Source organism: Plantibacter sp. VKM Ac-2876 (assembly GCF_015350715.1).
In the GTDB taxonomy this organism is placed as follows: domain Bacteria; phylum Actinomycetota; class Actinomycetes; order Actinomycetales; family Microbacteriaceae; genus Plantibacter; species Plantibacter auratus.
Genome location: NZ_JADKSI010000002.1, coordinates 225,524 through 244,408, shown reverse-complemented (window position 1 = coordinate 244,408; position 18,885 = coordinate 225,524). Strand labels below are relative to the sequence as shown.

Below are 18,885 nucleotides of genomic sequence, written 5' to 3'. Positions count from 1 at the left end.
CGGCACCGGCTTGTAGGCTGGGCGCGTGTCGGAATCAGAAAAGCCTACCCTCCTCGTCGTCGACGGCCACTCGCTCGCATTCCGGGCGTTCTACGCCCTGCCGGTCGACAGCTTCCAAACCCGCGACGGTCAGCACACGAACGCCATCCACGGCTTCATCTCCATGCTGATCAGCCTGCTCAAGAACGAGAACCCGAGCCACATCGCCGTGGCGTTCGACATCTCGCGCCGTTCCTTCCGCACCCGCGAGTACCCCGAGTACAAGGGCACGCGCGGTGAGACCCCGGCGGAGTTCAAGGGGCAGGTGCCGCTGCTCGAAGAGGCGCTCAAGGCGATGAACATCACGACGATCAGCAAAGAGGATTACGAGGCCGACGACATCCTCGCCACCCTCGCCAAGCAGGGCGCTGAGGAGGGCTTCCGGGTCTTGGTCGTCTCCGGCGACCGCGACACCATCCAGCTCGTCACCGACGACGTCACCCTGTTGTACCCGTCGAGCCAGGGCGTCTCAGCGCTCACCCGGTACGACGGAGCCAAGGTCTTCGAGCGCTACGGCATCCGGCCGGAGCAGTACCCGGAGATCGCGGCGCTCGTCGGCGAGACGAGCGACAACCTCCCGGGCATCCCAAAGGTCGGCGAGAAGACCGCCGTGAAGTGGCTCAACCAGTTCGGCTCCCTGGAGCAGATCCTCGAGCGCGCCGACGAGATCACCGGCAAGGTGGGGGAGAGCCTCCGCGAGCACAAGGAGAACGCGGTCCGCAACCGCCGACTCAACCGGCTCCTCACCGACGTCGAACTGCCCGTCGGACCGAAGGACCTCGAACGCCGACCGATCGACGCGGACGCGGTGGCGGCCGTCTTCGGGCGGCTCGAGTTCCGCACGCTGCTCGATCGGGTCCTCAAACTCGACGGACTCGAGGCCAACACGGACGTGTCCGCACCGCAGGCGGGCGGCGTGGTCATGCCACCGCAGAAGGAGCTGCTCGACGAAGAGCTCGAGGCGTGGATCACCCGTGCCGTCGCCGCACATCCCGCCGGGATCGGTCTCCACCTCGACCTCGACGGAGGCCTCCCGGTCGCAGCCGGCCTCGCGACGCCCACGGAGATCGTCTCGCTCGCCTGGCGTCCCGGTGAGGCCGACTACGCGCCGCTCGAGGCGTGGTTGGCGAGCGACGCCCCGAAGATCATGCACGACGCCAAGCCGCAGCTCCAGGCGGTCACGCGCGCCGGCCTGACGGTCGGCGGTCTCGGCTACGACACCGCGGTCGCCGGCTGGCTCCTGCGTCCGAGCGGTGGCGACAAGACGATCGCCGACCTCATCACGCGCTATCTCGACGAGACGATGCCGGTCGCCGACCCGAACCAGCTCGTCCCCGAGACCGACCCCGTGGGGGTCGGCGGCACCGCCTGGTACGCCCTCCGTGTCGCCGAGGCGACCCGCGCGGCACTCGACGCCGGGTCGCTCGGCGTGCTGCTCGACATGGAACTGCCGGTCCTCCAGGTGCTGGCCCACATGGAGCTGACCGGGGTGACGGTCGACCACGACATCCTGAGCGGCCTGTCCGAGCAGCTCGGGAACCGGGCGGCGGAGCTCGCGAGCAACGCGTATGCGGAGATCGGCCGCGAGGTCAACCTCGGATCACCGAAGCAGCTGCAGGAGGTCCTCTTCGCCCAGCTCGCCATGCCGAAGACACGCGCCAACAAGACGGGCTTCTCGACCGACGCCGGCGCCCTGGCCGATCTCCAGGAGAAGAGCCCGCACCCGTTCCTCGGGCTCCTCCTCGAGCACCGCGATGCGACGAAGCTCCGCCAGATCGTGGAGACGCTCGACAAGGCGATCACTCCCGACGGCCGCATCCACACGACGTACGTGCAGATCGGGACCAGCACCGGTCGGATCTCCTCGACCGACCCGAACCTGCAGAACATCCCCGTGCGCACCGAGGAAGGACGCCGCATCCGCGCCGCCTTCCAAGCCGGCTCCGGGTACGAGACCCTGCTGACCGCCGACTACTCGCAGATCGAGATGCGGATCATGGCGCACCTCTCCGGCGATGCCGGCCTCATCGAGGCGTTCAAGTCCGGCGAGGACCTCCACCGCTTCGTCGGCGCGCGCATCTTCGGCGTCGCAGCCGAGGACGTGACCCCCGCGATGCGCAACAAGGTCAAGGCGATGTCGTACGGACTCGCCTACGGTCTGAGCGCGTTCGGGCTCTCGAAGCAGCTGCGGATCTCGAGCGCTGAGGCGAAGCAGCTCATGGTCGACTACTTCGAGCGCTTCGGTGCGGTCCGCGACTACCTGCGCAACGTCGTCGAGCAGGCGAAGCTCGACGGCTACACCGAGACGATCTTCGGTCGTCGCAGGCTCTTCCCCGAGCTCTCGAGCCCCAACCGACTGGTCAGGGAGAACGCCGAACGTCAGGCGCTGAACGCCCCGATCCAGGGTTCGGCCGCCGACATCATGAAGCGCGCCATGATCGGCATCGAGTCAGAGCTGCGCTCCGAATCCCTCAGCTCGCAGATGATGCTGCAGGTGCACGACGAACTGATCTTCGAGGTCGCCGAGGGGGAGTGGGACGCCCTGGAGCGCATCGTCCGAGCGCAGATGGCCGGTGCCGCCGAGCTGTCGGTACCGCTGGAGGTCCAGATCGGCCGCGGCCACGACTGGGACGCCGCAGCCCACTGAGCGCCCTGCGGGTCCGCACCCGGGCGCCGGACGGGTGCGGACTAGGCTCGACGTCATGTCCCACGAAGAACCTCGTCAGAGCACACCGATCGACGCCATCGCCGAGAGCTGGGTGGAGACCCTCGTCCAGCTGAAACCGGAGGTCGGCACCTACATCGGCCGCACCGATGTCGGCGGACGGTACGGCGACTACTCGCCTGCCGGCCACGAGGCCTACATCGAAGCGGCATCGCGCACGCTTCGCGAGCTGCGGTCGGCCGCACCGGTCGACGCCGTCGATCGCGTCACCCAGACCGACCTCTCGGCGGAACTGGAGCTCGACCTCGCCTCGTCGGAGGCCGGTCTCCAGTACCGCGACCTCAACGTGATCGCGTCGCCGTCGCAGGAACTGCGCGACGTCTTCGACCTGATGCCGACCGCGACGGTCGAGGACTGGAGCACCATCCGGACCCGCCTCGGCGCGTTGCCGGACGCGGTCGACGGGTACATCGAGACCCTGCGCGAGGGCATCGCCCGGGGGATCACCCCGGCACGCCGCCAGGTGGCCGAGGTGTACGAGCAGGTCCTCCGCACCGGCGCCGACGACGGGTTCTTCATCGGCTTCGCCGCCAACGCCGGACCGGCGGACGGCCAGCTCCCGGCGTCCCTCGCCGCCGAACTCTCGACGGGTGCCGGCGCCGCAGCCGTCGCCTACAACCGTCTGGCGGACTTCCTCGCGCACGAACTGCTGCCTGCTGCGACCCAGGAGGACGCCATCGGCCGCGAGCTCTACGCACTGCAGTCCCGCCGATTCCTCGGCGCGACGGTCGACCTCGACGAGAGCTACGAGTGGGGCATCGAGGAACTGGCGCGCATGGTGTCGGAGCAGGAGGCGATCGCGAACGAGATCCTCCCCGGGGCGTCCGTCGAGGAGGCGGTCGCCTTCCTCGAACAGGATCCGGCACGCAAGCTGCACGGCACCGACGCGCTCCAGCGGTGGATGCAGGAGACGAGTGACCGTGCGGTCGAGGAGCTGGGGCGCACGCACTTCGACATCCCGCAGGAGATCCGCGCGCTCGAGTGCATGATCGCGCCGACGCAGGAGGGCGGGATCTACTACACCGGCCCGACGGACGACTTCTCACGCCCTGGCCGCATGTGGTGGTCCGTCCCCGCCGGCGTCACCGAGTTCGACACGTGGCGCGAGCTCACGACCGTCTACCACGAGGGTGTGCCAGGACATCACCTGCAGATCGGGCAGGCCGTCGTCAACCGGAAGACGCTCAACCTCTGGCGTCGACAGCTCGCCGGCACCTCCGGCCACGCCGAGGGCTGGGCCCTATACGCCGAGCGCCTGATGGAACAGCTCGGATACCTCGACGACCCGGCGGACCGTCTGGGCATGCTCGACGGTCAGCGGATGCGCGCGGCCCGCGTCGTCCTCGACATCGGCGTGCACCTCGGCAAGCCGCTGCCGGACGGCAGCGGGACCTGGACCGCCGAGTACGCCTTCGACTTCATGGGTCGCAACGTCAACATGTCGCCGGAGTTCGTCCGGTTCGAGGTCAACCGGTACCTCGGTTGGCCCGGCCAGGCGCCGTCGTACAAGATCGGCCAGCGCATCTGGGAACAGCTCCGCGACGACGCGGCCCGCCGCGCCGGGGACGCCTTCGACATCAAGGACTTCCACCGTCGTGCACTGGACCTCGGTGGCGTCGGGCTCGACACGCTGCGGTCGGCGATGCTCGAATGACGGCCGAACGGATCGTCGTCGCCGGCGCGTCCGGGTTCATCGGGCGTCGTCTGGTCGAGTCGTTCCGGGCCGACGGCGCCACCGTGTCCGTCATCGGGCGCGGTTCCCCCGACGCGCGGTGGGGTGACCACACGGGCATCGCCCGGCTGGTCGACGGCGCGGACCTCTTGGTCAACCTCGCCGGGAAGAGCGTGAACTGTCGCTACACCCCGTCGAACCGCGCCGAGATCCTCCGGTCCCGCGTGGACACGACGACGGAGCTGGCGCGGGCGGTGCGTGCAGCCGCTTCGCCTCCGCCGCTCTGGATCAATTCGTCGACCGCCACGATCTACCGCCACGCCGACGACCGCCCGATGACGGAGGCCGACGGTGAGATCGGTTCCGGGTTCTCCGTCGACGTCGCGACCGCCTGGGAGCAGGCGTTCTTCGCGGACGAGCTGCCCGGGACACGACGGGTCGCCCTCCGCATCGCGATCGTCCTGGGCGACGGCGGAGCACTCACCCCGCTCAAGTGGTTGGCGCGTCTCGGCCTCGGCGGACCCCAACTGGACGGTCACTGGCCCCGTTCCCGATCGCGTCGTGCCGCCGGCACGGATCACCGCTTCGGGACGCCGGGCGGGCGGCAGCGGTTCAGCTGGATCCATCTGGACGACGTCGTCGGCATCGTCCGGTTCCTCCGTGGCCATCCCGAACTCGACGGCGTCGTCAACGTGACGTCCCCGAACCCCACCGACAACCGCGGATTCATGCGGACCGTGCGGTACGTGCTCGGGATGCCGGTCGGCCTCCCGGCACCCCGCTGGTTGCTGGAGATCGGGATGTCCGTCCTGCGGACCGAGAGCGAGCTGGTCCTGAAGAGTCGCTGGGCGATGCCGGAGCGGTTGCTGCAAGCGGGCTACCGGTTCGAGCACCCGACGCTCGATCCAGCACTGCGGGACATCCTCTCCGACCGCGGCTTGCCTGCACACCCGGAAAATCGCTAGACTGGACTGTCACAATTGTGACGTCCTATCCGCCTGCCCGTCTCGCAGAGCGACACCGATCCCCGGATCGGTTCACACAACAGCATCGCTTCGATCAACGTCCGTGGTCATCCACGGGTCCGGAGCCGTGCGCGAGGCCGGCCTGAATCATTGTCCACCTGGAGCAATTACTACATGACAAGCGCAACGACCGCCCCCAAGCAGGTCGCAATCAACGACATCGGATCTGCTGAGGACTTCCTCGCAGCGGTCGAAAAGACTCTGAAGTTCTTCAACGACGGCGACCTCATCGAGGGCACCGTCGTGAAGATCGACCGCGACGAGGTCCTCCTCGACGTCGGCTACAAGACCGAGGGTGTCATCCCCTCGCGTGAACTCTCCATCAAGCACGACGTCGACCCCTCCGAGGTCGTCAACGTCGGCGACACGATCGAGGCTCTCGTTCTCCAGAAGGAGGACAAGGAAGGCCGTCTGATCCTGTCGAAGAAGCGCGCGCAGTACGAGCGTGCTTGGGGCGACGTGGAGAAGATCAAGGAATCCGACGGCGTCGTCACCGGTTCGGTCATCGAGGTCGTCAAGGGCGGCCTCATCGTCGACATCGGCCTCCGTGGCTTCCTCCCGGCTTCGCTCATCGAGCTGCGCCGCGTCCGCGACCTCACGCCGTACCTCGGCCAGGAGATCGAGGCGAAGATCCTCGAGCTCGACAAGAACCGCAACAACGTGGTCCTGTCGCGCCGTGCGCTCCTCGAGCAGACGCAGTCCGAGAGCCGCACCACCTTCCTCAACAACCTCCAGAAGGGACAGGTCCGCAAGGGCGTCGTCTCCTCGATCGTCAACTTCGGCGCGTTCGTCGACCTCGGCGGCGTCGACGGTCTCGTCCACGTCTCCGAGCTCAGCTGGAAGCACATCGAGCACGCCAGCGAGGTCGTCGAGGTCGGTCAGGAAGTCACCGTCGAGATCCTCGAGGTCGACCTGGACCGCGAGCGCGTCTCGCTGTCGCTCAAGGCGACCCAGGAGGACCCGTGGCAGGTCTTCGCCCGCACCCACGCCATCGGCCAGGTTGCACCGGGTAAGGTCACCAAGCTCGTCCCGTTCGGTGCGTTCGTCCGCGTCGCCGACGGCATCGAGGGCCTCGTGCACATCTCGGAGCTCTCCGGCAAGCACGTCGAGCTCGCCGAGCAGGTCGTGTCGGTCGGCGAAGAGGTCTTCGTCAAGGTCATCGACATCGACCTCGAGCGTCGCCGCATCTCGTTGAGCCTCAAGCAGGCCAACGAGGGTGTCGACCCCGAGGGCACCGAGTTCGACCCGGCCCTCTACGGCATGCTCACGGAGTACGACGAGCTCGGGAACTACAAGTACCCCGAGGGCTTCGACGCCGAGACGCAGGAGTGGAAGGAAGGCTTCGACGCCGAGCGCGAGAAGTGGGAGCAGGACTACGCTGCCGCCCAGGCTCGTTGGGAAGCGCACAAGAAGCAGGTCGCTGCCGCAGCCGTCGAAGAGGCCAACCAGGCTTCCTCGTCGACCGCGTCCTCGTCGGCCGGTTCCTCGTTCTCGAGCGACTCCGCCGGCGGCGGCACGCTCGCTGACGACGAGTCCCTCGCGGCCCTCCGCGAGAAGCTCTCGAGCAACTAGTCCCACCAGCACCGACCAGCGTCGGTGTCCAGCAGGGGGTCGCCTTCGGGCGGCCCCCTGCTGCGTTGTGCGAGGGGCGCTCGTCGAAGGCGCTGCACGCTCCGCGGGTACGCTGGCTGACATGTACCTCATCGGCCTCACCGGCGGGATCGCCTCCGGCAAATCGACCATCGCGGCCCGGCTCGCTGAACACGGCGCCGTCGTCATCGACGCGGACGTCCTCTCACGAGAGGCCGTCGAGCCGGGGACCCCGGGACTGGCCGCCATCGCGGAGCGCTTCGGTGCCGACGTGATCGGGCCCGACGGAGCACTCGACCGCGCTGCGCTCGGCTCCATCGTCTTCGCCGACGACCAGGCGCGGGCCGACCTCAACGCCATCGTGCACCCGGAGGTCAAGCGGCGTTCACAGGCCCGGATCGCCGAAGCCTCGAGCGACCCCGGTGCCGTCGTCGTCTACGACGTCCCGCTGCTCGTCGAGACCGGCCGCGCAGACGAGTTCGACCTCGTGGTCGTCGCCGCAGCTCCGGAGGGGGAGCGCGCCCGTCGGCTCGTCGACCTCCGCGGGCTCGACCGGGGCGAGGCGGAACGAAGGATCGCGGCCCAGGCGACCGAGGAGCAGCGCGCCGCCGTCGCCGACGTGGTGATCGACACCGCCGGCTCGCTCGAGCACACCCTCAGCCAGGTCGACGCGGTCTGGCACCGCGCCGCCGCGGCCGCTGTACCGGCGCCCGACCGTCAGGACGGCGTCTGAGCGCTTCACCCGCTCCGCTGTGGGCGAAGCGGGGCAGTGGTGTCGGTGGTCCTCCGTAGACTCGGAGCATGGAACCAACACGCGCCGTCCGCCCCTTCGAGGTGATCAGCGAGTACGAGCCGAGCGGCGACCAGCCCGCCGCCATCGAGCAGCTGTCCGGGCGCATCAACGCCGGCGAGACCGACGTCGTCCTGTTGGGCGCCACGGGTACCGGTAAGTCCGCGACGACCGCCTGGCTCATCGAAGCCGTCCAGCGCCCGACGCTCGTCCTGGCGCACAACAAGACGCTCGCGGCCCAGCTGGCGAACGAGTTCCGTGAGCTCATGCCGAACAACGCGGTCGAGTACTTCGTCTCCTACTACGACTACTACCAGCCCGAGGCGTACGTCCCACAGACCGACACCTTCATCGAGAAGGACTCGTCGATCAACGCCGAGGTCGAGCGGCTGCGGCACTCGACCACCAACTCGCTGCTGAGCCGTCGCGACGTCATCGTCGTGTCGACGGTGTCGTGCATCTACGGTCTCGGTGCGGCGGAGGAGTACCTGGAGGCGATGGCGGCGCTGCAGGTCGGGCAGAACATCGGGCGCGACCGCCTCATCCGCAAGTTCGTCGGCATGCAGTACAACCGCAACGACGTCGACTTCTCGCGCGGCAACTTCCGTGTGCGCGGCGACACCATCGAGATCATCCCGGTCTACGAGGAGCTCGCGATCCGCATCGAGTTCTTCGGCGACGAGATCGAGGCCCTCTACGCCCTGCACCCGCTCACCGGCGACGTCGTGAAGAAGCTCGACGCGGTGTCGGTGTTCCCGGCCTCCCACTACGCCGCCAGCCCGCAGACGATCCAGCGCGCCATCGGCACCATCCAGGAGGAGCTGGCGGAGCGGCTCCAGTCGCTCGAACGCGAGGGCAAGCTCCTCGAGGCCCAGCGGCTCCGCATGCGCACCACCTTCGACCTCGAGATGATGCAGCAGATCGGCTTCTGCTCCGGCATCGAGAACTACTCGCGCCACATCGACGGCCGCTCGGCCGGCGAGGCACCGAACTGCCTCCTCGACTACTTCCCCGACGACTTCCTCACCGTCATCGACGAATCGCATGTCACCGTCCCCCAGATCGGCGCGATGTTCGAGGGCGACGCCTCCCGCAAGCGCACCCTCGTCGAGCACGGGTTCCGACTCCCGAGTGCGATGGACAACCGCCCGCTCCGGTGGGACGAGTTCAAGAACCGCGTCGGCCAGACGGTGTACCTCTCGGCGACGCCGGGCAAGTACGAGATGGGCATCGCGGACGGCATCGTCGAGCAGATCATCCGCCCGACCGGCCTCGTCGACCCGGCGATCATCGTGAAGCCCTCCAACGGCCAGATCGACGACCTCCTCGAGGAGATCCGGGTCCGCGCCGAGCGCGACGAACGCGTCCTCGTGACCACCCTCACCAAGAAGATGGCGGAGGAGCTCACCGACTTCCTGACCGAGGCCGGCGTGCGCGTCCGCTACCTGCACTCCGACGTCGACACCCTCCGGCGGGTCGAGCTGTTGAGTGAACTCCGGCAGGGCGTCTACGACGTCCTCATCGGCATCAACCTGCTGCGCGAGGGGCTCGACCTCCCGGAGGTCTCGCTCGTGGCGATCCTCGACGCCGACAAGGAGGGCTTCCTCCGCTCGTCGACCTCGCTCATCCAGACCATCGGTCGTGCCGCCCGCAACGTGTCCGGTGAGGTCCACATGTACGCCGACGTCCTGACCGACTCGATGAAGCGCGCGATCGAGGAGACGGACCGCCGCCGCGAGAAGCAGGTCGCCTACAACGAGGAGCGCGGGATCGATCCGCAGCCGCTGCGCAAGCGGATCGCAGACATCACCGAGGCGCTCGCCCGGGAAGGCGCGGACACCGCGGCCCTGCTCGCCGGACGCGACAACGGCAAGAAGAAGAGCCCGACGCCGAACCTTCGTCGGGAGGGCATCGCCGCCGAGGGTGCGAACGACCTCGAGTCGATCATCGCCGACCTCAACGCGCAGATGCTGGCCGCCGCGGCCGAGCTCAAGTTCGAACTCGCCGGCCGTCTCCGCGACGAGGTCTCCGAACTCAAGCAGGAACTGCGGCAGATGGCCAAGGCCGGGCACATCTAGTCCGCCGCTTCGCTGAGAGCGCAGTACCACAGACACCGCTCGGGAGTCCGGTGTCGGTGGTGCTGCGTAGACTCGAAGGGTGTCAATTGCCAAGGTAGATCACCACTCCACGCTCAGCGTCCGCGGTGCCCGCGTCCACAATCTTCAGAACGTCGACCTCGAGATCCCTCGCGACTCGCTCGTCGTCTTCACGGGTCTCTCGGGCTCGGGAAAGTCCTCACTCGCCTTCGACACGATCTTCGCCGAGGGCCAGCGACGCTACGTCGAGTCGCTCTCGGCGTACGCCCGCCAGTTCCTCGGCCAGGTCGACCGCCCGGACGTCGACTTCATCGAGGGCCTGAGCCCCGCGGTCTCGATCGACCAGAAGTCCACGAACCGCAACCCCCGGTCGACCGTCGGGACGATCACCGAGGTCTACGACTACATGCGGCTGCTCTGGGCGCGCATCGGCGTCCCGCACTGCCCGGTCTGCGGCGAGGTCATCCAGCGCCAGACGGTGCAGCAGATCGCCGACCAGCTGATGGAGCTCGAGGAGCGACGCCGCTACCAGATCGTCGCCCCCGTCGTGAGCCAGAAGAAGGGCGAGTTCGTCGACCTCTTCAAGGAGCTCTCGGCCAAGGGCTTCGCGCGCGCCATCGTCGACGGCGAGGCGATCCAGCTCGCGGAACCGCCGACCCTCAAGAAGCAGGTCAAGCACGACATCGCGGTCGTCGTCGACCGCCTCGTCGCCGGGCCCGAGATCCTCGGTCGCCTGACCGACTCCCTCGAGACGGCACTGCAGCTCACCGACGGCCTCGTGACGATCAACTTCGTCGACGAGGAGGGCGACGACGCCTGGCGCACCTTCTCCGAGAAGCTCTCCTGCCCGAACAACCACCCGTTGCAGCTGACCGAGATCGAGCCGCGGACGTTCTCGTTCAACGCACCGTTCGGTGCCTGCCCGGAGTGCTCGGGCCTCGGCACGCGCATGTCGGTCGACGCGGAGCTGCTCCTCGGCGACGAGGAACTCAGCATCAACGAGGGCGTCATCGTCCCGTGGACCACCCAGGGCAAGGGGCTCTACCAGTACTACGAGAAACTGCTCGACGGGCTGGCCCGCGACCTCGACTTCTCGCTCGACACCCCCTGGCGCGACCTGCCTTCCAAAGTCCAGGAGGCGGTGCTCCGCGGCGACAACTTCAAGGTGAAGGTCAAGTGGAAGAACCGCTTCGGCCGCGAGATGAGCTACTCCTCGGGCTTCGAGGGTGTCATCCCGTACATCGAGCGTCAGTACCTCCAGGCCGACACCGACAGCCAGCGCGTGCGCTGGTCGGAGTACCTGCGCGAAGTCCCGTGCCAGGTCTGCGGCGGTCGTCGCCTGAAGCCGGAGGTCCTCTCCGTCCTGATCCACGACCACAACATCGCCGAGGTCGCCGAGCTGAGCCTCTCCGACGCCCGTGCGTTCATGGACCGCCTCGAGCTGAGCGACCGCGAGGCCCACATCGCCGCGCAGGTGCTGCGCGAGATCAAGGTCCGACTCGACTTCCTCATCCAGGTCGGACTCAACTACCTCGATCTGGCCCGGACCGCCGGCTCCCTCTCGGGCGGCGAGGCGCAGCGCATCCGCCTCGCGACGCAGATCGGCTCGGGACTCACCGGCGTGCTCTACGTCCTCGACGAACCGAGCATCGGCCTGCACCAGCGCGACAACCGCCGCCTCATCGAGACCCTCGTGGCCCTACGCGACCTCGGCAACACGCTGATCGTCGTCGAACACGACGAGGACACCATCCGCACCGCCGACTGGATCGTCGACATCGGTCCCGGCGCGGGCGTCAACGGCGGCCGCGTCGTGCACTCCGGGTCGTACGAGGCGCTCGAGGCCAACACCGAGTCCCTCACCGGCGACTACCTCTCCGGCCGCAAGGCCATCGAGATCCCGGCGAAGCGTCGTCCGATCGACACGAAGCGTCAGATCCAGGTGATCGGAGCGCAGGCCAACAACCTGAAGAAGGTCAGCGCGGACTTCCCGCTCGGAGTCCTCACCGCCGTCACCGGCGTGAGCGGCTCCGGGAAGTCCTCGCTCGTCAACGACGTCCTGTACCGGGTCCTGGCGAACAAGCTGAACGGCGCGCGCAAGCTGCCCGGCAAGCACACCAGGGTCACGGGTCTGGAGCACCTCGACAAGGTGGTCCACGTCGACCAGGCGCCCATCGGCCGCACCCCTCGCTCGAACCCCGCCACGTACACCGGCGTCTTCGACAAGATCCGCAACCTCTTCGCGGAGACGCAGGAGGCCAAGGTCCGCGGCTACCTCGCCGGGCGGTTCAGCTTCAACGTCAAGGGCGGCCGCTGTGAGGCCTGCTCGGGCGACGGCACGATCAAGATCGAGATGAACTTCCTGCCCGACGTCTACGTCGCCTGCGAGGTGTGCGGGGGAGCGCGGTACAACCGCGACACCCTGACCATCCACTACAAGGGCAAGAACATCGCCGAGGTCCTCGACATGCCGATCGCCGAGGCTGCCGACTTCTTCGAGCCGATCTCCTCGATCCACCGGTTCCTGAAGACGCTCGTCGAGGTCGGCCTGGGCTACGTCCGTCTCGGCCAGAGCGCCACGACGCTGTCCGGCGGCGAGGCCCAGCGCGTCAAGCTCGCGACGGAGTTGCAGCGGCGGAGCAACGGGCGCAGTGTCTACGTCCTCGACGAGCCGACCACGGGTCTGCACTTCGAAGACGTCCGGAAGCTGCTGCTCGTCCTCGGCGGGCTCGTCGACAAGGGCAACACGGTCATCGTGATCGAGCACAACCTCGACGTCATCAAGTCCGCCGACTGGCTCATCGACATGGGCCCCGAGGGTGGAGCCGGTGGCGGGACGGTCCTCGCCACGGGAACACCCGAGCACCTCGCGACGGTCCCCGGCAGCCACACGGGCTTCTTCCTGAACGAACTGTTCGAGGCAGAGGCCGGCGGCAGCCGCAAGGCGGGCTGACGTGGCGGCCGTCCGCGGCGGAAGTGGTCTGGCGTACCGGCCGAAGGCGGGGGAGATCCCCACCATGCCCGGCGTGTACCGCTTCAGCGACGACTCGGGCCGGGTGCTCTACGTCGGCAAGGCGATGAACCTCCGCGCGAGGCTCAGCAACTACTTCGCGCCCCTGCACACGCTGCACGAGCGTACACGCCGCATGGTGACGACCGCGACCGGGGTCACCTGGACGACGGTCGGCAGCGACGTCGAGGCGCTGCAGCTCGAGTACACGTGGATCAAGGAGTACGACCCGCCGTTCAACGTCAAGTTCCGCGACGACAAGTCGTACCCGTACCTCGCGGTCACCCTCGGTGACGAGGCACCGCGCGTCATGGTCACCCGGAACACCCGGATCCCGGGGGCCAAGTACTTCGGCCCGTACCCGAAGATCTGGGCCGTCCACGACACGGTCGACCTCATGATCAAGGTCTTCCCGATCCGCACCTGCTCCGACTCGGCGTACAAGCGGGCCATGGCCTCGGGGAAGCCCTGTTTCCCCGGGCAGATCGGGCGGTGCGGCGGCCCGTGCTCCGGCAAGGTCACCATCGAGGAACACCGCGTGATCGTCGACGACTTCGTCTCGTTCATGGTCGGCAACGACCGCCGGTTCACGACGCGCATCACCGCCGACATGAAGGCCGCCGCGGCCCGCCAGGACTACGAGTCCGCGGCCGTCTACCGGGATCAGCTCCAGGCGCTCGACCAGGTGCTCGCGAAGAGCGCGGTCGTCCTGCGCGACGCCGTGGACGCCGACCTGTTCGGCATCGACCACGACGAGCTCGCCGCGTCGGTGCAGCAGTTCATCGTCCGTGGCGGCCGCATCCGCGGTGTGCGGTCGTGGACCGTCGACAAGGAGCTCGACATGTCGACCGCCGAGCTCGTCGACAGCGTCGTCCAACGGGTGTACGCCGCCGCGAGCGGGACCGAGGTCCCGCGAGAGGTGCTCGTCCCGGAACTGCCGGACGACGCCGAGAGCCTCGAGGACTGGCTGGCCGAACGCCGCGGCTCGAAGGTCGCCCTCCGCGTCGCCCAGCGCGGCGAGAAGGCGACGCTCATGGAGACCGCGGTCGTCAACGCCAAGCAGGCGCTCATGCTCTACAAGACCCGGCGCAGCTCCGACTTCGTCGCCCGGACGCAGGCGCTCGAGGACATCCGCGATGCGCTCGGGATGCCCGAGGCGCCGCTGCGGATCGAGTGCTTCGACGTGTCGCACCTGAGCGGTACCAACATCGTCGCGTCGATGGTGGTCTTCGAGGACGGGCTGTCCCGCAAGGACGAGTACCGTCGCTTCGGCGTCGCCGAGTCCACCGACGACACCGACTCGATCTACCAGGTCGTCTCCCGGCGACTCGCACACCTCACGTCGTCCGAGCCCGTCGAGACGGTCGACGAGACCACGGGGGAGCGCAAGCGCCGGAAGTTCACCTATCCGCCGCAGCTCCTCATCGTCGACGGCGGGCAACCGCAGGTCGCCGCCGCCGCGCGTGCACTGGAGGAGTCCGGCCTGACCGGGATCACGCTGTGCGGACTGGCGAAGCGACTGGAGGAGATCTGGCTGCCCGACGACCCGTATCCGGTGATCCTGCCGCGGGGGAGCGAAGCGCTGTTCCTCCTCCAGCGGGTCCGCGACGAGGCGCACCGGTTCGCCATCAGCTTCCAGCGCCAAAAGCGGAAGCGCGACATCTCGACCGTCCTCGGCGAGATCCCGGGGCTCGGTCCGGCGAAGGTCCGTGAGTTGCTCAAGCACTTCGGATCCGTCGCCCGCTTGAAGACCGCGACGCCGGCCGAGATCACCGAGGTCAAGGGCATCGGCGACAAACTGGCGGCCACGGTGCACGAGGCGTTGACCTCCGGCTCCGCACAGCCCTCGCAGGCCTCGCGGAATGGGTAGGCTGGGACTTCAGACCTTCGAGGAAAGCGTGTCGATGACCCCGGGCCAGCCGCAGCACCAGCAGGAAGTCCTCATCGTCACGGGGATGTCCGGCGCCGGACGCTCCACCGTCGCGAACGCGCTCGAGGATCTCGGCTGGTACGTCGTCGACAACCTGCCCCCGCAGATGCTCCGCCCCCTCGTCGACCTCGCCGAGCGCGCCGGATCACGTCTGCCGCGGATCGCCGCGGTGGTCGACGTCCGCGGCCGCGACTTCTTCAGCGAGCTGCAGGAGATCGTGCCGGCGCTCCGGGGCGGGACGCACCTCCGCATGATCTTCCTGGAGGCGACCGACGCGGCGCTCGTCCGCCGGTTCGAAGCCGTCCGCAGGCCACACCCGCTGCAGGGCGAGGGAACGATCCTCGACGGCATCGTGGCGGAGCGTCACCGACTGAGCGAGATCCGTGAGTCGAGCGACGTCATCATCGACACGAGCGACCTCAACATCCACCAGCTCGCCACGACCACACGTGAGCTCTTCGCCGGCGCGGAGACACCGGGTGTCCAGGTCACCGTGCTGAGCTTCGGGTTCAAGTACGGCCTGCCGCCTGATGCGGACCTCGTCGCCGACATGCGGTTCCTCCCGAACCCGTTCTGGGTTCCGGAGCTGCGTGCGTTGAGCGGTCAGGACCCCGAGGTCAGTGAGTACGTGCTCTCGCAGACCGGAGCCGCCGAGTTCCTCGAGAGCTACGCCCACGCCCTCGAACCCGTCCTCGCCGGGTACCAGCGTGAGAACAAGCGTCACGTCACCATCGCCGTCGGCTGCACGGGGGGCAAGCACCGCTCGGTCGCGGTCGCCCTCGAACTCGCCGACCGGCTGCGGAACCAGTCCGGCGTCGCCGTGCACGTCCGGCACCGAGACCTCGGGCGCGAATGACGCCCACGGGCCCGACGCAGCCGCGGCGGAGCCCGAACGGTCCGAGGCACCACGCCTCCGGATCGCGAACATGCAGGATCGACGCCGCACTCCGACGGCGCGATCACGACAGATAGGAACCACCGTGGCCCTCACCGCCGACGTCAAGAACGAACTGGCGCTCGTCCGCGAGACCCGCAACTCGGTCCGAGCGGCCGAACTCGCGTCCCTGCTCCGCTTCTCCGGCGGACTCCACACGATCTCCGGACGCGTGGCGATCGAAGCCGAACTCGACAGTCCGACCCTCGCGCAGCGGGTGCGGCGCGACATCGGCGAGCTCTACGGGATCCGCAGCGAGATCCTGGTGCAGAACCCAGGCAGCTCGGGCAAGCCGAGCCTGTTCGTGGTGCGCGTCATCGAGGGCGGCGAGACCCTCGCCCGGCAGACCGGACTCCTCGACGCCCGTCGGCGTGCGGTCCGCGGGCTGCCGAACCGGCTGACCACCGGGTCGCGCGACGAACTCGCCGCCGTCTGGCGGGGGGCGTTCCTCGCCACCGGGTCCCTCACCGACCCCGGCCGATCGGCGTCACTGGACGTCGTGTGCCCCGGCAACGAGTCCGCGATGGCGCTCGTCGGTGCCGCCGGCCGCATCGGTGTCTCCGCGAAGGCGCGCGAGGTCCGCGGCATCCATCGTGTCGTCATCCGCGAGGGCGACGCGATCAGCGGCATGCTGTCGCTCATGGGTGCCACCGGCACCGTCACCTCCTGGGAGGAGATGCGGCAGCGCAAGGAGGTCCGGGCGACCGCGAACCGCCTCGTCAACTTCGACGACGCCAACCTGCGCCGCTCCGCCCAGGCGGCCGTCGCGGCCTGCGCGCGCGTCGAGCGCGCCCTCGAGATCCTGGGCGACGAGGTGCCCGACCACCTGCAGTACGCCGGTGCCCTGCGCCTCGACCACCGTGAGGCCAGCCTCGACGAACTGGGCCACTTCGCCGACCCTCCGATGACGAAGGACGCCATCGCCGGCCGTATCCGGCGCCTGCTCGCCATGGCGGACAAGCACGCGAGCGATCTCGGCATCCCGGGCACCGACGCCAACCTCCCGGCGGATTACGAGGACTGAAACAGCTCGTGAATCCTCGCCGACCCGCCATCGTCGCGGTTCGTCATGCTGGGAACAAGCCCCGACTCCCGACGGTTGCCGCTCACTAGACTGGGTGATGACGCTCAGAGCCGTGTGCAGACAGCGCACGGGACAACACGAGGAGATCACGAAGAATGGCTGTTTACTCACTGCCCGAATTGCCGTACGACTACAGTGCGCTCGAGCCGCACATCAGTGCGACCATCACCGAGCTCCACCACGACAAGCACCACGCCACCTACGTGGCCGGCGCGAACACGGCCCTCGAGAAGCTCGCTGAGGCCCGCGACGCCAACGACTTCACGAACGTCAACAAGCTCGAGAAGGACCTCGCGTTCAACCTCGGCGGTCACGTCAACCACACCATCTGGTGGAACAACCTCTCCCCGGACGGCGGCGACAAGCCGACCGGTGAGCTCGAGTCGGCCGTCGACGAGTACTTCGGCAGCTTCGACAAGTTCCAGGCGCACTTCACCGCCGCCGCGCTCGGCGTGCAGGGATCCGGATGGGCCGCGCTCACCTGGGACACCCTCGGTCAGCGCATCAACATCCAGCAGTTCTTCGACCAGCAGGGCAACTTCCCGGCCGGCACCGTCCCGCTGCTGCTGCTCGACGTCTGGGAGCACGCCTACTACCTCGACTACAAGAACGTCCGCGCCGACTACGTCAAGGCGTTCTGGAACATCGTCAACTGGGCCGACGTCCAGGCACGCTTCGAGGTCGCGCGCAAGCAGACCAACGGCCTGCTGGTACTGTCGTAGTTGACCGGTCCGTCCCGGTCCCACGGGCCGGGACGGACCACCTTCCTCCTCACTCGGGGAGGGCGCTCACTCCGAGCAGACCGTACAATCGCGCCGTCTGGCGCCTCAGTATCAGGAGTCATCTGTGTCCGTCAAGATCGGCATCAACGGCTTCGGCCGCATCGGCCGCAACTTCTTCCGCGCCGCCCTCGCCAAGGGCAGCGACCTCGAGATCGTCGCTGTCAACGACCTCACCGACAACAAGGCGCTCGCCCACCTCCTGAAGTACGACTCCATCACGGGTCGTCTGGACGCGACGGTCGAGCTCGACGGCGACAAGATCATCGTCAACGGCAAGCCCATCATCGTGCTCGCGGAGCGCGACCCCGCCGACCTCCCCTGGGGCGAGCTCGGCGTCGACATCGTCATCGAGTCGACCGGTCGCTTCACGAAGTCCGACGACGCCCGCAAGCACATCACCGCCGGCGCCAAGAAGGTCCTCGTGTCCGCTCCCGCCACGGGCAGCGACGTCGCCACGATCGTCCTCGGCGTCAACGAGGGCACCTACGACGCCGCGACGCACGACATCATCTCGAACGCGTCCTGCACGACGAACTGCCTCGCGCCGCTCGCCAAGGTCCTGCTCGACAACTTCGGCATCGAGCGTGGCCTCATGACCACGGTCCACGCCTACACCGCCGACCAGAACCTGCAGGACGGCCCGCACAGCGACCTCCGTCGCGCCCGCGCCGCCGCCGTCAACATCATCCCGACCTCCACCGGTGCAGCCAAGGCACTCGGCCTGGTCATCCCGGAGCTCGTCGGCAAGCTCGACGGCTACGCCCTGCGCGTCCCGGTCCCGACCGGTTCGATCACCGACCTCACGGTCGAGCTGACCAACCCGGCCACGGTCGAGGAGATCAACGCCGCGTACAAGGCTGCCGCCGAGGGCCCCCTCAAGGGCATCCTGAAGTACACCGAGGACCCGATCGTCTCGAGCGACATCGTGACCGACCCGCACTCCTCGATCTTCGACGCCGGGCTCACCAAGGTCATCGGCTCGCAGGTCAAGGTCGCCTCGTGGTACGACAACGAGTGGGGCTACTCGAACCGCCTCGTCGACCTCACCGAGTACGTCGCGGACCGCCTCTAACCAACCGGCTGTCTGCCGCACTCCTCACCCGAGCAGCCAGACACCGCATGGTCCGAACGGGCGTCCTGAATCATCTTCAGGGCGCCCGTTTGGCTTCGTCGGTGGTCGTGGCTCAGCGCAGAGAAAGACCCTCCTC

The 18,885-nt window shown here is 68.2% G+C and carries 12 protein-coding genes; all 12 read left to right on the top strand.

Going from position 1 to position 18,885, the window contains the following annotated elements:
- The first annotated feature begins 25 nt into the window (after positions 1-25).
- Complete coding sequence (polA, locus tag ITJ62_RS07525; protein WP_194600615.1) at positions 26-2,686, top strand: DNA polymerase I; 2,661 nt, start codon at positions 26-28, stop codon at positions 2,684-2,686.
- Between the two features lie 55 nt (positions 2,687-2,741).
- Positions 2,742-4,418 (top strand): DUF885 domain-containing protein, encoded by a 1,677-nt coding sequence (locus ITJ62_RS07520; protein ID WP_194600612.1) that lies wholly within the window; start codon positions 2,742-2,744, stop codon positions 4,416-4,418.
- Positions 4,415-5,401, top strand: coding sequence for an epimerase (locus ITJ62_RS07515; RefSeq protein WP_194600609.1), 987 nt, complete (start codon positions 4,415-4,417; stop codon positions 5,399-5,401). Before ITJ62_RS07520 ends, ITJ62_RS07515 begins: the two co-directional genes overlap by 4 nt.
- Positions 5,402-5,575: 174 nt before the next feature.
- Complete coding sequence (gene rpsA / locus ITJ62_RS07510) at positions 5,576-7,033, top strand: 30S ribosomal protein S1 (RefSeq protein WP_056005690.1); 1,458 nt, start codon at positions 5,576-5,578, stop codon at positions 7,031-7,033.
- Between the two features lie 121 nt (positions 7,034-7,154).
- On the top strand, positions 7,155-7,784 hold the full coding sequence (gene coaE / locus ITJ62_RS07505) for a dephospho-CoA kinase (protein ID WP_194600607.1): 630 nt from the start codon (positions 7,155-7,157) through the stop codon (positions 7,782-7,784).
- Between the two features lie 68 nt (positions 7,785-7,852).
- A complete protein-coding gene (uvrB, locus tag ITJ62_RS07500; protein ID WP_056777426.1) occupies positions 7,853-9,919 on the top strand; it encodes an excinuclease ABC subunit UvrB in 2,067 nt (688 codons plus the stop codon).
- A gap of 79 nt (positions 9,920-9,998) precedes the next feature.
- Positions 9,999-12,890: an excinuclease ABC subunit UvrA gene (gene uvrA, locus ITJ62_RS07495; protein ID WP_137241663.1), complete on the top strand. Its 2,892-nt coding sequence runs from the start codon at positions 9,999-10,001 to the stop codon at positions 12,888-12,890.
- A gap of 1 nt (position 12,891) precedes the next feature.
- Positions 12,892-14,817, top strand: a complete 1,926-nt coding sequence (gene uvrC / locus ITJ62_RS07490) for an excinuclease ABC subunit UvrC (RefSeq protein WP_370581861.1) — start codon at positions 12,892-12,894, stop codon at positions 14,815-14,817.
- A 34-nt stretch (positions 14,818-14,851) separates the two neighbouring features.
- Entirely contained in the window at positions 14,852-15,733 is an 882-nt protein-coding gene (gene rapZ / locus ITJ62_RS07485; RefSeq protein WP_064296920.1) for an RNase adapter RapZ, read from the top strand.
- A 124-nt stretch (positions 15,734-15,857) separates the two neighbouring features.
- Positions 15,858-16,835, top strand: coding sequence for a DNA-binding protein WhiA (whiA, locus tag ITJ62_RS07480; protein ID WP_064296921.1), 978 nt, complete (start codon positions 15,858-15,860; stop codon positions 16,833-16,835).
- 155 nt (positions 16,836-16,990) lie between these two features.
- A complete protein-coding gene (locus ITJ62_RS07475) occupies positions 16,991-17,617 on the top strand; it encodes a superoxide dismutase (protein WP_064296922.1) in 627 nt (208 codons plus the stop codon).
- 124 nt (positions 17,618-17,741) lie between these two features.
- A complete protein-coding gene (gap, locus tag ITJ62_RS07470; RefSeq protein WP_064296923.1) occupies positions 17,742-18,749 on the top strand; it encodes a type I glyceraldehyde-3-phosphate dehydrogenase in 1,008 nt (335 codons plus the stop codon).
- Positions 18,750-18,885 lie beyond the last annotated feature (136 nt).